Consider the following 13,648-nt stretch of genomic DNA (forward strand, 5'->3'; position numbering starts at 1 on the left):
TCGCGGCAAGGCCAGGTGTCTCGCGCGAAAGCTCGCCGCTCACGACACCGGTGGCGCGCCGCCCTCTTCGGTGCGCCGCGCGATGAATTCGTCGAGCACTCCGGCGGTGGCGGCAGCCGAAGCTGGCGGCTCGAAATCGGCAAGGATGCGTTTCCAGATGCCGGTAGCGCGCTCGCTGGCGGTCTTTGATCCGCTTTGCGTCCAGTTGCCGAAATTCGACCAGTCGGCCACCAGTGGCTCATAGAATGCGGTGCGGTAGCGCGCCATCGTGTGGCTGGCCGAGAAGAAATGCCCGCCAGGCTGCACTTCGGCGATGGCCTCGAAACCGATCGCGTCTTCGTCGCCAGGCGTTGCCGCGCAAAGCTCGGCAATCGACTGCACCGCCTCGATGTCGGTGATCAGCTTCTCGAACGAGACGCTCAGGCCACCCTCCAGCCAGCCCGCGGCGTGGATGCACACGGTGGCGCCGGCAAGCACCGAGCCCCAAAGGGCGAACTGCGACTCATGGGCTGCCTGCGCATCGGAAATGTTAGCGGCACTGCCGGCGCCCGAACGCCAGGGAAGGCCGATGAAGCGAGCCAATTGGCCGGCTCCCAGTGTGGCCTTGACGTGTTCGGGCGTGCCGAACGCCGGAGCGCCCGACTTCATGTCGACATTGGAGGAGAAGGAGCCGTAAAGCACGGGTGCGCCCGGTCGCACGATCTGCGCCAATGCCAGACCGGCCAGCGCCTCGGCATGCTGCAGCGTCAGCGCGCCGGCGACCGTGATCGGCGCCATCGCGCCTGCCAGGCAGAACGGCGTGATGACCAGGACCTGCCCGGCGCGGGCGAAGTCGATGATGCCTTGCGCCATCGGAATGTCGAGCTGGCGCGGTGAGTTGGTGTTGATGATGGTGTAGCAATGGGCGCCGGCGCGGAATTCATCCTCTGACTGCCCGCGCGCCAGCCGGATCATCTCAAACCCATCCTCGACCTGCGGCGTGCCGCGCGCGAAGACAAAGGGGAACTTGTCGGACTGCGTCAGCTGCGCGCGGTTGACCGCATAGTGGCGAAAACGGTTGTCGACATCCTGCGGCTCGATGCAGGGGCAAAGCATGTGCAGTACGTCGAAATGCTGGATGAGCTTGGTCAATTCCTCGAAGGCGCCGAGCGTTCCCGGCCGGCGGCCGCGTTCGAGATCGGTGACGTTAGGCGCGCCTGCGCCGGCGAGGAACGTCATCGAGCCGAGTTCGAGCAAAAGATCGCGACTGCGGTCGCCCGCCAGCGCTGGAATTGATTTTGGCGCCGAGGCCAGTGCCGCGGCCACGATGTCGCGGCCGATGCGCACCATGTCAGTGTCCGGGTCCACAAGCGCACCGGCGCGAGCGAAGATCTCCCGCGCCTGCGGCAACAGCACCTTGATGCCGAGCTCCTCCAGCACGCGCAGCGCCGTGTCGTGGATGGAAGCCACCTGGTCATCCGAAAAGATCGGCTGCGGCAGGAACGGGTTCTTCAGCGACCGGTAGTTGGGCCGGCGGCTGCTTTCGCTGCCGGCTTCGCCCGTGCGTCCACGCCGGCGCTCGCGCCTCATGTCTCGTGCCGCGTCATCGATCATCGCAAAATCCTCCTCATTGCCGCATCGCCTTGCCCGAGGGATCGTAGGGTGACGCCGCGATGACGCGAGCCGGCCGTTCGACGCCGACAATGTGCACCGAAAGCGCCGTACCCTCCTCGGCAAAATCGCCGTCCACCAACGCCAGCGCGACGCTTCTGCCGATCGTGTAGCCAAAGCCGCCCGAAGTGACGAAGCCGACGCGGCGGCCGTCACGCCAGACCGGCTCGAAGCCGCTGGCGTCGGCATCGAGCGCATTGATCTCCAACGTCACGATCCGTTGCGCGGTGCCGGTATCGCGCTCCTTCAGCGCCGCCTCGCGGCCAACGAAATCGCCCTTGTCGAAGGCAATAAAGCGGTCGAGGCCGGTCTGGCGTGACGTGTAACCCTGCGTGAATTCGCGCGACCAGATGCCGAAGCTTTTCTCCAGCCTTAGCGAGTTGAGCGCGTAGTAGCCGATCTCGGCCAGCCCGAGATCCTCGCCGGCGGCGAGCAGCGTCTCACGCAGCGCGGCATGCATGGTCACGGGGCAGTTGATCTCGAAGCCCAGCTCGCCCGCGATGGACAGGCGGGCAAGCCGTGCCTGCACCATGCCGATGTCGAACGCGCCGCAGGCCATGAAGGGCAGCGCCGCACTGGAGACATCCTGATGCGTCGTACGTTCCAGGATTTTGCGCGCATTCGGCCCGGTCAGCAGGAAGCCGCCCGTCGCGTCCGAGATGTCGGTGACGGTGACGCCCTCTCCTGCCCGGGTCTCGAACCAGCGCATGTGGAATTCCCTGAGATAGTAGGAGCCCATCAGCCAATAGTCGCCGTCGCCCCAGTTGATCACGGTGAGGTCGCCCTTCAGCCGTCCATCCGGCCCGAGCATCGGCGCCAGCCGCGCCTGTCCCGCCTTAGGCAGCCTGCAGGCCAGCAGCCGGTCGAGCCATGCCCGCGCACTTGGCCCCGACACGGAATAGCGCGCATAGGCCGAGATATCGACGAGACCGGCGGCGCGCCGGACCTGCAGCGCTTCATCGCCGACGATGTCGAAGGCGTTGGAGCGCTTGAGCGTGGTGTTCTCGCGAAAGCCCATCGGCGCGAAATAGGCCGGGATTTCCAGCCCCCACGACGCCGTCCATTCGCAGCCCGCCGCACTCATGCCGTCATAGGCGCCGGGGCGTTTCAAGGGCCGGCCCGCCGGCAGCCGCTCATTGGGGAAAGTCATGACGAAACGGCGCGCATAGAATTGCCGCGTCGTTTGTCTGAGATATTCGCGGTTGGCGGCGAAGGCGCCGTAGCGCGCAATGTCCATGCCGAAAATGTCCGCCTGCGGCTCGCCATGGATCATCCATTCGGCCAGCGATTTGCCGACGCCGCCGCCCTGACTGAAGCCGGCCATGACGCCGCAGGCGACCCAGTAGTTTTTCAGGCCGCGCACCGGTCCCACGATCGGATTGCCGTCGGGGGTAAAGGTGAAGGCGCCGTTGACCCATTTGCGGATGCCGGCGCTCGCCAGGCAGGGAAAGCGCTCATGCGCCTTGGCGAGTTCCGGGCTGATGCGGTCTATGTCCTCCGGGATCAGCTCGATGCCGTAGTCCCATGGCGCGCCGTCCATGTTCCAATGCTTGGGGTTCTGCTCGTAGACGCCGAGCAGCACGCCTTTGCGCTCCTGGCGCAGGTAGGAAAAGCCGTCGAGATCGACCGCAAGGCCGAGCTCCCGGTCGAGAGCGGCGATCTCCGGAATGTCCTCGGTGACGAAATAATGGTGCTCCATCGGCGTCACCGGCAGGTCGACGCCGGCCATGCGGCCGAGCTGCTTGGCCCACAGCCCGCCGGCGTTGACGACATGCTCGGCGATGATGGTGCCCTGCTCCGTGACGACGTCCCAATGGCCGTCCGCGCGAGACTTCAACTCGACGACACGGTTGCGCAGGATCACGTCGGCGCCGCGCTTCTTGGCGGCACCCGCATAGGCATGCGTCGTGCCATAGGGGTCGAGATGACCCTCATTGGCATCGTAGAGACCACCAAGCACGCCAGTGACGTCGACGATCGGACAGATTTCCTTGATCTCGTCAGGGGTCACCAGCCTGGCGGTTTCGATGCCGACCGACTGGAATACCGCCCAGGCCGATTTCAACCATTCCCAGCGCTGGGGATCGCTGGCCATGTTGACGCCACCGGTCATGTGCAGGCCGATATTCCAGCCGGATTCGGCCTCGATCTCGCGGTAGAGCTTGATGGTGTAATCCTGCAGAGCCGCGACGTTGGGATCGGCGTTGAGCGCATGAAACCCGGCTGCCGCATGCCAGGTCGAACCGGCGGTCAGTTCGGCACGCTCGATCAGTGCCACGTCAGGCCAGCCGAACCGCGTCAGATGGTAGAGCACCGAGGCACCGACCACCCCGCCCCCGATGACGACTGCACGGTAGTGCGACTTCAAGGCTTCCCTCCCGGTCTGTCAGAAGCGCACCATATACGCACTAGACATAAGTGTCCAGTACTGCGCTTGCAGGCTCGGACGGATGCGTGGGGATGATCCATTCTTCCGCCCCGCCGCGTGTTTTTTCCGGCTTGTGAACGCGCCAGCGGGCGGACATGCCGCACTGTCACGCAAGCATCATGTTCGCGCCGTAGATCGCTTTCGGGGGGCGGCGCGCGGCATCATCGATGTACCGCCTCTTTAAGCTTTTTCGCTCTTCGGCCGCTCCGGCACATCTGTCACAAAGAGGATCATCCATGAAACACCTGCACCGAACCGCCTCGCTCGGCGTCGCGCTGGCCTTGTTCACTGCCTTGTCGCCAGCGCTCGCCGACAGCACCGCGACCGTCGGCGGCCTCGTCAACAAGGGCCTGGTCGGCGTCGGCCGCATCCCAGCCGCGCAGCGCGACAAATTCGGCGAGACGTTCGGCTCGGGTTCCGGCATGGCGATCGACACATCGGGCTGGACGCATGATGCGGGCACCTACAAGGGTTCGCTCTGGCTGCTGCCGGATCGTGGCTACAATGTCGCCGGCACCACCGACTACCGGCCGCGCCTCAACACCATCGGCATCGAATTTACCCCGGCCGCACCTGGCGCCGCTGGCCAGGAACAGACCGAAGTCAAGGCGACGCTTGCCGACACCATGCTTCTGACCGACGACAAGGGCGCCGACGCCACCGGCCTCGATCCGCTGTCGGATGTACGCGCCGCCGCCGGCGATATGCCGATGTTGCCCGCCGCCACCAATGGCAAGCTCGCCCTCGACAACGAGGCGATCGTGCGGCTGCCCGACGGCTCGATGTTCATCTCCGACGAATATGGCCCCAACATCTACCGCTTCTCGGCGCAGGGCCGCCTGCTGTCGGCGACCCAGCCGCCGGCGGCGCTGGTGCCGATGCGCAAGGGCGCGCCGAACTTCTCCTCGGACAATCCTGGCCCCGGTGCCGCCGAGCCCGACCCGAAGGATCCCGAGACCGGCCGCCAAAACAACCAGGGCCTGGAAGGCATGGCGATGACGCCGGACGGCAAGTTCCTGATTGCCGTGCTGCAGTCGGCGACCCGGCAGGATGGCGGAGATTCAGGCTCGACCCGGCAGAACACCAGGGCGCTGGTCTATGACGCCTCCGACCTCGCCCATCTCAAGCTGGCGCATGAATATGTCGTGCCGCTGCCGGTGTTCAAGGACGCCAAAGGCAAGACCAAGGTCGCCGCGCAAAGCGAGATCGTGGCGCTGTCGGACACGTCCTTCCTGATGCTGGCGCGCGACAGCGGCAACGGCCAGGGCGTCAAGGGCGACACCTCGCTTCTGCGCCAGATCTTCGTCGTCGACGTTTCGGCCGCGACCGACATCGCGGGCGGCCCTTTCGACGCCGCCGACAAGCCGGTCGCGCCCAAGGGCGTGCTTGATCCGTCGGTGACGCCGGCCAAGCTGACGCCGTTCATCGACATCAACGACAATACGCAGCTCAATCGCTTCGGCCTGCACAATGGCGCCCCGAACGACGACAACAATCTCTCGGAGAAGTGGGAAGCGATGTCGCTGGCCAGCGTGCTCGATCCGAAGCTGCCCGACGACTATTTCTTGTTCGTCGCCAATGACAACGACTTCCTCGCCCAGGACGGTTTCCAGGTCGGCGCCCCCTACAAGGCCGATGACGGCGCCAATGTCGACACCATCTTACTGGTCTATCAGGTCACGCTTCCCGACCTCGCCAAGAAGTAAGACCGTCATCCAGGCGGGCGCGCTTGGCGCGTCCGCCTGAGATTCTGAAAGCCTACTTCAAGAACTCCGCGTCCTTCGGCACGCCGGCATCGATCGGCTCGGCCGTCCTGCTCGACACGGCCATGATCTTGCCGGCGGCGGACAGGTTCGGCCGCACGAAGACCTGCGCGGGACCGTTGACGCGGCTGTAGAGGTCGATGATGTCCTGGTTCATGAAGCGCACACAGCCCGACGAGGCGTTCTTGCCGATGGAATCCCACTCCGGCGTGCCGTGCAGCCGGTACATCGTGTCCTTGCCGTCGCGGAACAGATAGAGCGCGCGGGCGCCGAGCGGGCTTTGCGGGCCTGGCGGCATGCCGTCCTTGAATTTCGCCAGTTCCGGCCGGCGTTGGATCATTTCCGGCGGCGGCGTCCACACCGGCCACTTCTTCCGCGCCTGGACCACGGCGCTGCCAGTCCAGCCGAAGCCGGCCTTGCCGAGGCTGACGCCGTAGCGGATGGCCTTGCCGCCATCGCGCACCAGATAGAGGAAATGCTCGGAGACATCGACGACGATGGTGCCGGGTTTCTCTCCGGTCGGGTCGGCCACGATCTGGCGCACGAACTTCGGATCGAGCTTGGCCACCGGGATCGCCGGCAGTTGATAGCCCTCGTCGGTGCGCGCCGCGTACATGGTTGCGGTATCGCCGAACGCCGCATCGGGTGGCGCCGCGGCCACCGGTGGCGGCGTCACCACCTCCGTCGTGGTGCACGCCGAAAGAGCCATCGAGGCCGCGCCCAAAGCGGACGCACCGAGAAACGCGCGCCGGTTCAGGCGCTCGGAAAACAGCGGACTATCGGACATGACCCCCCCGGCTATTCGCAAGATCTGATAGGAATGCGGGCCCCACGCCCCCGCGATCAATAGCCCATTCCGGAAGCTTTGAGAACATGGTTAGACCGAGATGCGCCAGGAGACCTCCGGCCAAGCTTTTCCGACGCCGCATCGACCTGCCTCGTTGAATCGGCAATGATGGTGGGGCCAGATCACCTTTGCCGAGTTGCCAGCCATGGACGAAAAAATGCCCGCGCGCCGGCGCACCGGCGACCTGACCAGCGGCCCGATCCCGCGCACGCTGCTGCTGTTTGCCTTGCCGGTGCTGGGTTCCAACGTGCTGCAGTCGCTCAACGGGTCGATCAATGCCGTCTGGGTCGGCCGCTTTCTCGGTGAATCGGCGCTGACCGCGACCTCCAACGCCAACCTCGTCCTGTTCCTGATCCTGGGCACCGTGTTCGGCATCGGCATGGCGGCGACCATCCTGGTGGCGCAGTCGGTCGGCGCCCGCGACCTGCCCGAGGCGCGCCGCATCGTTGGCACCAGCGCTACCTTCTTCTTCTTCGTTTCGGTGGTCTTCGCCGTCTGCGGCTGGATCTGGGTCGATGCGATCCTCAACACGCTTGGCACGCCGGCGGACGCCTTGCCGCTGGCGCGTTCCTATCTGCGCATCATCTTCGTCGCCGTGCCGATGATGAACCTTCTGTCCTTCGTCATGACCGTGCTGCGCGGTGCGGGCGATTCACGCACGCCCTTCATCTTCATGGCGCTGGCGGTCGTCCTCGACATCGTGCTCAACCCGCTGCTGATCCGCGGCATCGGCCCCTTCCCCGAACTTGGCATCGCCGGTTCCGCCACCGCGACGCTGATCGGCCAGACGGTGAGCGTGATTGCCATCCTTGTCGTGCTTTATTCGCGCAAGCATCCGCTGCGCCTTGCCGGTGCCAACCTCGCTCTGCTGCGGCCCGACCCTGCCTTGCTGCGCATCGTCGTCTTCAAGGGCGTGCCCATGGGCCTGCAGATGATCGTCATTTCGGCGGCAGCGCTGACAGTGATGGGCATCGTCAATTCCTACGGTTCGCAGGTCGCCGCCGCCTACGGCATCGCCGCGCAGCTGTGGACCTACATCCAGATGCCGGCGCTGGCCATCGGCGCCGCGGTCTCCTCCATGGCGGCGCAGAATGTCGGCGCCGGCCGCTGGGATCGGATCGGCCGCGTCGCCGCCTCCGGCGTCGGCTTCAACCTCGTCCTGACCGGCGCCCTGGTCGCGCTGCTGTGGCTCTTCGACCGCCCGATCCTCGGCCTGTTCCTGAGCAGCGACAGCGCGGCGATCGACATCGCCGCGCACATCAACACGGCCGCATCCTGGTCGTTCATCCTGTTCGGCATCACCATCGTGCTGTTCGCCACCGTGCGCGCCACCGGTGCGGTGATGCCGCCACTGATCATCCTGGTGATTTCGGTGCTCATCGTGCGCACCGGCTTTGCCTATTTCATGCGCGGCGTGATCGGCGAGGAAGCGCTGTGGTGGAGTTTCCCGGCCGGGTCGATCACCTCGCTGGTGCTGGCCGCCGCCTACTACCGTTTCGGCGGTTGGCGCACATTGCACATGATCGAGAACAGGCCGGCCGCCGGCGAGCCGCCGGACACTGGCCTTGGCGTGCCGCGCGGCCGCGCCAACATGGCGCCCGAGACGCCGAACGGCTGAAAGCTGAGTTTACTGCCGTTGGCGACGCCGAGCCGTCAGCGACTATCGCGCATGCTTCGCGCCAAACGCGAGCGCCACCAAGGAAAAGATCGTGATCATGCCGGCAAAGGCCAGGCTTGCCGTCGTCGCGGTGGTCCAATTCGACAGAATGCCGATACCGATGACTGGCAGCGCATTGCCACAAAAGCAGCAGATGAAAAAGGCCGATACCACCTCGGCGCGCCTTTCGGCAGGCGCAATCTGGTTGACCACTTGCAAACCGCCACGATAGCCGAGCGCCGACGCCACGCCGCAGCAAGCGGTGGCGATGATCATGATGGCCATCGAGCCGAAGAATTGTGCCGCCACCACCAATCCGACAGTGGGGATGATCAAGACCAATGCCGTGAACATGGTGACACGGCTCGAGAGCCGCGTCGTCGCCAGAATGGTCAGGGCGGCCACGATCGTCAGTTCGAAAAACAGCGCGCCGGCTGCGGCATGGTTGGTCACCCGGAGTTGCTGCGCCAGGATGCTCGGCGCAAGTGCTGCGTAAAAGCCGACCAGTGCCATGGCGCCGAAGCCGGTCAGCGCAGGCGCCACGAAGCGGGCTCGGACGTTGCCAGGCACGGAAAGCTTGGGCCGCATCGAAATGTCCGCCAGTTTCCCTGGTCGTGAAACGGTCTCGCGCGTGCGCAGGATCAATATGGTGACCAGGACAAGCACAGCCAGATTGACAACGAAGGTCAGCCTGAGCGGCCATGGTGCATATTCGGCCAGCAGACCCGCTCCCAGCGCGCCAAGTCCGAGACCCAGGAAATTGGTGCTGGTGGCGATCGTAGCGGCACGCGACCTATCGCTGGTCGCGATCAGTTCGGTCAGCCATGCCGTGCCGGTCCCCGTACCGACGCCGATCGCCAGGCCCATCAGAATCCGCGCCGCGTCGAGCCACGCAACATTTTCGGCGAACAGGAAAAGCAACGTGCTGACGACGGCCACACCCATCGCCGCCAAGGCAGCAGGCCGGCGGCCGATTACATCCGACAAGCCGCCGAAGATCAAAAGCGCCGCAAGATTGCCGATCACATACACGGCATAGATCAGGGTCAGCGTGATCTGGGAGAAACCGAACGCCTGCTTGTAGATGATGTAGAGCGGGGTCAATGCCGTGCTGCCGGCAAACAAGACGGCGATCATGGCAGCAACGACCGCCCTTGCCGCAGCACCGCCAAATTCATTGTTACGTGTCAGGACGATGCTGTGAGCGGTCATTTCGACATCTTGGTTGTTGGGAAATCTCATCACCAACGCCTTTGCAGGGCGTGCGTTCCTCGCCCTGAATTCACTCCTGACAAGTTTGAAGTTCGCCCATGGCGCTGGGCGAAATCCTCTCTTACCTTTGACCGGATTGGTAAGGGGGAATCCATGGGCAAAGGCAGGGTCGAGGCATTCACCGACGGCGTGGTGGCCATCATCATCACCATCATGGTGCTCGAGCTGAAAGTGCCGCATGGCGAGGATGTTTCCGCCTTGTTACCGTTGTGGCCGGTCTTCTTCAGCTACGTGCTGTCCTTCATCAATGTCGGCATCTACTGGAACAATCTGCACAACATGTTCCACACCGTGCAGCGCGTCGACGGCCGCGTGTTGTGGGCGAACCTCAATCTTCTGTTCTGGCTGTCGCTGATGCCGGTCACGACGGCCTTCATGGGCGAGAACCATTTCGCGCCGGTGCCGGTCGCCGTCTATGGCGCCGATCTGGCTCTATGCGCGATCGCCTATAATATTCTGGCCGCTGCGCTGCATCGCCTGCACGGCAACGACACCGCCTTCGCCAAGGCGCTGGGCAACGACCGCAAGGGCAAGCTCTCGCTGGCTGTCTACATCGCAGCCGTCCTGCTGACCTTTGTCAATCAGTGGATCGGCGTCGCGCTTTATGTGCTGGTCGCGATGATCTGGCTCGTGCCGGATACGCGCTTCGCGCGGGTGATCGAAAAGTAGCGCTTTTTGTCTGACGCTCTACTTGCGCATCGCCTTCAGCTTTTCGGCGACCGACGCCGCAAGATCGGCATAGCGCTCCTCCAGCCGTTCCGCTGCCTTGATGACCGAGAAGTCATGGCCGAATTTCTCCAGCGCCATGCGCAGCTTCTCGACGAACTCGGCCTGTTTTTCCAGCGCGGAAAACAGTGTCTTCACCTGGGCTTCGCTGATATCGGGGTTGGCCAGCATCTGCGGCACCTCGCGCCCCATCTGGTCACCGGTGGCGGTCTGCTCTTTCAGAATTGCGATCCAGTCCGTCAATCAAAAATCTCCATTTGTGGGGCAGCATGCGCAGCCGCGGCCCTGCTGGTCAACCCGAAGACCTGCTGACGAAGGCTTGCGCAAGCCCGTTCCGGCGCTAAGTTCGGCGCCATCGAGAAAAGGACGCTGTTGCTCATGATCACCGACGCCGAAATCCAGACCGCCCTGCCCGCGCTTGGCCCGGGCAACACCGCCGTCATCACCGGCGCCGCCAGCGGCATCGGTCTGGCAGCCGCCAGGCGGCTTGCACTGATGGGCATGAAGATCGTGCTTGCCGACATTGCCGGCGCGCGCCTTGATGATGCCTCTGGCGCCGTCTCGGCCATTGCAGGCGACGATGCCGTGCTTGCCGTCGCCGCCGATGTTTCGAAGGCCGATGAGGTCGATCGTCTCGCCGACCGGGCATTCGGCGCCTTCGGCGAGGTCTCGCTGCTGATGAACAATGCCGGCGTCGGCGACAATCCGGGAAAACCCTGGGAAAACCGCGATGGCTGGAAACGGCTGCTCGACATTAATTTCTGGGGTGTTGTGCATGGCGTCGAAGCCTTCGCGCCGCGCATGCTGGCGTCGGCCAAGCCGGGCCTGATCATCAACACCGGTTCCAAGCAAGGCATCACCACGCCGCCCGGCAACCTCGCCTACAATGTCTCCAAGGCCGGCGTGAAGACATTCACCGAAGGCCTGGCGCACGCGCTGCGCAACGAACCGGGCGACCGAATGTCGGCGCATCTGCTGATCCCCGGCTTCACCTATACCGGCCTCACCGAGGGTGCGACGGAGAAGCCCGCCGGCGCCTGGACCGGCGAACAGGTCATTGATTTCATGCTGGAATCCCTGGTCAGGGGCGACTTCTACATCCTGTGCCCGGACAATGACGTGGCGCGGCCGCTGGACGAGAAACGCATGGCCTGGGCAATTGGCGACATCATCCAGAACCGCCCTGCTCTGTCGCGCTGGCACCCCGATCACAAGGATGCGTTCGCGGCCTTCATCAAAGGTTGATCCGAAAGCCCTCAAGCCGCGTGCTTTTTCGGAGCTCGCTTTTGCGCCACGGCCTTCTTAGCGGCCATGGCGGCGATTTTTTCGTCATGCCGCCGTGCCGCCCGCTCACACTTGTCGCGGATTTCCTCGACTTCGGATTCCGTCAGGTGCTCGATGCCGATGAAATTGTTATGGCCCTCGCTGACCCGGATCAGTTCATCGAGCTTGGCCTGGATCGCCGCGCCATCGCGGTTCTGGGTGTTCTGGATCAGGAACACCATCAGGAAAGTGATGATGGTCGTGCCGGTGTTGATCACCAATTGCCAGGTATCCGAGAAGCCGAAAAACGGCCCGCTCGTCGCCCAGACGACAACGATCAGGCAGCAGCCGGCGAATGTCAGCGGCAGGCCGGTTATGTGAGCGACCCAATTGGCGATCCTGGTGAAGAGCTTTTCCATCTGTCGAGATCCTCAATGAACGCCGCGACAAGAAAACAACCGGCGACCGTCTCGGGTTCCCGCCGGCAACAAATACATCGGGTGCAATTGGGCACACGCAAAGCGCGAAAGCAGCGGAAAACACACCTTATCGGTTCAATGTCATAGTAGCTGTGCAGGCAAAAGTGCCTGTACGCTCCGCTTCACAGCGGTTTACCTCCAGCCCCTTCCGCCGCGCCACCCCCGCATGGCGGAAGGGGTTTCAGTTCAGAGAGCGCGGATGATGGCCTGCGCGGCGGTGACGGCCAGGGCCAAACCGTTGTCAGCGAAAGCCTAAACGGCGTCGTTTTCCCAACGATCGAGGAAGGCCTCGATCGGCATGGACTGGATGTCGGGAACCGCCCTGGCGAGTTTCTCGACCGGCCAGTCCCACCAGGCGAGTGCTTCGATCCGCGCCGCTATGTCGGGAGCAAAGCGCGGCCGGAGCGGTTTTGCCGGCACGCCGGCGACGATCGTGTAAGACGGCACGTCCTGCGTCACCACCGCATTGGCGCCGATGACCGCGCCATTGCCGATCGTGATGCCGGGCATGATCACCGCGCCGTGGCCGATCCAGACGTCATGGCCGATGGTCACGGCCTTCGCCTGCCGCCGCTCGCGGAACGCCGCATCGACGCCCAGCCATCGAAAATACTCGTTCGGCCGATAGCTGACCTTGTGCTGGGTCAGCCGCTCGATCGGATGCTCCAGCGCATTGATGCGGCTGTTGGCGGCAATCGAGCAGAATTTGCCGATGGTTGTGTAGATGGCTTCCGAATGGCGCTCGAAATAGGAGAAGTCGCCGACGCTCACCTCGCGCAGCACCACCCGTTCACCGATCAAGGCGTAGCGGCCGAGCTTGCACGCCTTCAGCTCCGCGGTCGGATGGATGCGCGGCTCTGGGTCTTTCAGGACGAGGTTTTCGGTGCGGTCCATGCGGCGCTTTACTTCAGGGCAATTGCTCCCGCAAGGCAGGAGCAATTGCCCGTGGGGCCGATCAGCACAAAAAGACGCCCACCGACCTATTTCGGCTTGCCTTTGCTCCACACCACGTTCTGGCCGTAGAGCGGCACTGTGGTGACCGACATCTTGGCCGAGCCGTTCTGGACCTGGCGCGAATGCGAGAGATAGATCAGCGTCTCGTTGGTCTTGTCGTAGATGCGGTTCACCACCTGCTTCTTCCAGATAAGGCTGATGCCTTGCTTGAACACCTCCTCGCCGCCCTCGCTCATGTCGATGTCGCCAATGGTGATCGGTCCGGTCTGGCGGCAGGAGATCGACGAATCGGAGGGATCCTCGAACCAGTTGCCCTTGTGCAGGCGGTCGATGATGCTGCGGTCGAAATAGGACACATGGCAGGTCACGCCATCCACTTTCGGATCCTTGATCGCTTCGACGATGATGTCATTGCCGACCCAGTCGACGCCGACCTTACCGACTTCCTCGGCGACGGCGCTGCCGGCGCCAAGCACGACGCACGCGGCCAAGGCGCCGCCGATCAGTTTTCGCCCAATCCGTTCGCGCCTAACCAGTTCGAGCAAAGGAGCCTCCTGCGGTTCGAGTTGCCGGTATCAGGTGGGACACGTCGTGCGGCTTTGCAAGCGG

General features: G+C 64.0%; 12 protein-coding genes. 4 read left to right on the forward strand and 8 right to left on the reverse strand.

The window, feature by feature from the left end:
* Nucleotides 1-39: 39 nt before the first annotated feature.
* Nucleotides 40-1,593 (reverse strand): trimethylamine methyltransferase family protein, encoded by a 1,554-nt coding sequence (locus tag MAFF_RS07185; RefSeq protein WP_044548019.1) that lies wholly within the window; start codon nt 1,591-1,593, stop codon nt 40-42.
* 13 nt (nt 1,594-1,606) lie between these two features.
* Entirely contained in the window at nt 1,607-4,018 is a 2,412-nt protein-coding gene (locus MAFF_RS07190; protein ID WP_010910224.1) for a GcvT family protein, read from the reverse strand.
* A gap of 296 nt (nt 4,019-4,314) precedes the next feature.
* Between MAFF_RS07190 and MAFF_RS07195 the strand changes: the two genes are divergently transcribed.
* A complete protein-coding gene (locus MAFF_RS07195) occupies nt 4,315-5,784 on the forward strand; it encodes an esterase-like activity of phytase family protein (protein ID WP_044548021.1) in 1,470 nt (489 codons plus the stop codon).
* A gap of 52 nt (nt 5,785-5,836) precedes the next feature.
* Here the strand turns inward: MAFF_RS07195 and MAFF_RS07200 are convergent, their stop codons facing one another.
* Entirely contained in the window at nt 5,837-6,628 is a 792-nt protein-coding gene (locus MAFF_RS07200) for a L,D-transpeptidase (protein WP_010910226.1), read from the reverse strand.
* Between the two features lie 205 nt (nt 6,629-6,833).
* Between MAFF_RS07200 and MAFF_RS07205 the strand changes: the two genes are divergently transcribed.
* Entirely contained in the window at nt 6,834-8,306 is a 1,473-nt protein-coding gene (locus MAFF_RS07205) for an MATE family efflux transporter (protein ID WP_044548024.1), read from the forward strand.
* Nucleotides 8,307-8,348: 42 nt separating this feature from the next.
* On the opposite strand, the gene MAFF_RS07210 is transcribed toward MAFF_RS07205, so the two are convergent.
* Nucleotides 8,349-9,557 (reverse strand): MFS transporter, encoded by a 1,209-nt coding sequence (locus MAFF_RS07210; RefSeq protein WP_157865931.1) that lies wholly within the window; start codon nt 9,555-9,557, stop codon nt 8,349-8,351.
* Nucleotides 9,558-9,710: 153 nt separating this feature from the next.
* Between MAFF_RS07210 and MAFF_RS07215 the strand changes: the two genes are divergently transcribed.
* Complete coding sequence (locus MAFF_RS07215; RefSeq protein WP_032930804.1) at nt 9,711-10,286, forward strand: TMEM175 family protein; 576 nt, start codon at nt 9,711-9,713, stop codon at nt 10,284-10,286.
* An 18-nt stretch (nt 10,287-10,304) separates the two neighbouring features.
* Here the strand turns inward: MAFF_RS07215 and MAFF_RS07220 are convergent, their stop codons facing one another.
* Nucleotides 10,305-10,586, reverse strand: coding sequence for a hypothetical protein (locus MAFF_RS07220; protein ID WP_032930805.1), 282 nt, complete (start codon nt 10,584-10,586; stop codon nt 10,305-10,307).
* 135 nt (nt 10,587-10,721) lie between these two features.
* Between MAFF_RS07220 and MAFF_RS07225 the strand changes: the two genes are divergently transcribed.
* Entirely contained in the window at nt 10,722-11,588 is an 867-nt protein-coding gene (locus MAFF_RS07225; protein WP_010910232.1) for an SDR family NAD(P)-dependent oxidoreductase, read from the forward strand.
* 11 nt (nt 11,589-11,599) lie between these two features.
* Here the strand turns inward: MAFF_RS07225 and MAFF_RS07230 are convergent, their stop codons facing one another.
* From MAFF_RS07230 to MAFF_RS07240, 3 genes are all read right to left on the reverse strand, one after another.
* Nucleotides 11,600-12,025, reverse strand: a complete 426-nt coding sequence (locus tag MAFF_RS07230) for a low affinity iron permease family protein (RefSeq protein ID WP_010910233.1) — start codon at nt 12,023-12,025, stop codon at nt 11,600-11,602.
* A 312-nt stretch (nt 12,026-12,337) separates the two neighbouring features.
* The gene (locus MAFF_RS07235; RefSeq protein ID WP_010910234.1) at nt 12,338-12,979 is read right to left on the reverse strand and encodes a DapH/DapD/GlmU-related protein; all 642 of its coding nucleotides are present in this window, start codon (nt 12,977-12,979) and stop codon (nt 12,338-12,340) included.
* 86 nt (nt 12,980-13,065) lie between these two features.
* Nucleotides 13,066-13,584 (reverse strand): CreA family protein, encoded by a 519-nt coding sequence (locus tag MAFF_RS07240; protein ID WP_010910235.1) that lies wholly within the window; start codon nt 13,582-13,584, stop codon nt 13,066-13,068.
* Nucleotides 13,585-13,648: the final 64 nt, after the last annotated feature.

Source organism: Mesorhizobium japonicum MAFF 303099, assembly GCF_000009625.1.
GTDB lineage: Bacteria > Pseudomonadota > Alphaproteobacteria > Rhizobiales > Rhizobiaceae > Mesorhizobium > Mesorhizobium japonicum.

Bases quoted from the DNA above. Each gene is read 5' to 3' on its own strand.
- MAFF_RS07185 (WP_044548019.1), bottom strand. From the start codon at position 1,593: ATGATCGATGACGCGGCACGAGACATGAGGCGCGAGCGCCGGCGTGGA.
- MAFF_RS07225 (WP_010910232.1), top strand. From the start codon at position 10,722: ATGATCACCGACGCCGAAATCCAGACCGCCCTGCCCGCGCTTGGCCCG.
- MAFF_RS07205 (WP_044548024.1), top strand. From the start codon at position 6,834: ATGGACGAAAAAATGCCCGCGCGCCGGCGCACCGGCGACCTGACCAGC.
- MAFF_RS07215 (WP_032930804.1), top strand. From the start codon at position 9,711: ATGGGCAAAGGCAGGGTCGAGGCATTCACCGACGGCGTGGTGGCCATC.
- MAFF_RS07230 (WP_010910233.1), bottom strand. From the start codon at position 12,025: ATGGAAAAGCTCTTCACCAGGATCGCCAATTGGGTCGCTCACATAACC.
- MAFF_RS07235 (WP_010910234.1), bottom strand. From the start codon at position 12,979: ATGGACCGCACCGAAAACCTCGTCCTGAAAGACCCAGAGCCGCGCATC.
- MAFF_RS07195 (WP_044548021.1), top strand. From the start codon at position 4,315: ATGAAACACCTGCACCGAACCGCCTCGCTCGGCGTCGCGCTGGCCTTG.
- MAFF_RS07210 (WP_157865931.1), bottom strand. From the start codon at position 9,557: ATGACCGCTCACAGCATCGTCCTGACACGTAACAATGAATTTGGCGGT.
- MAFF_RS07200 (WP_010910226.1), bottom strand. From the start codon at position 6,628: ATGTCCGATAGTCCGCTGTTTTCCGAGCGCCTGAACCGGCGCGCGTTT.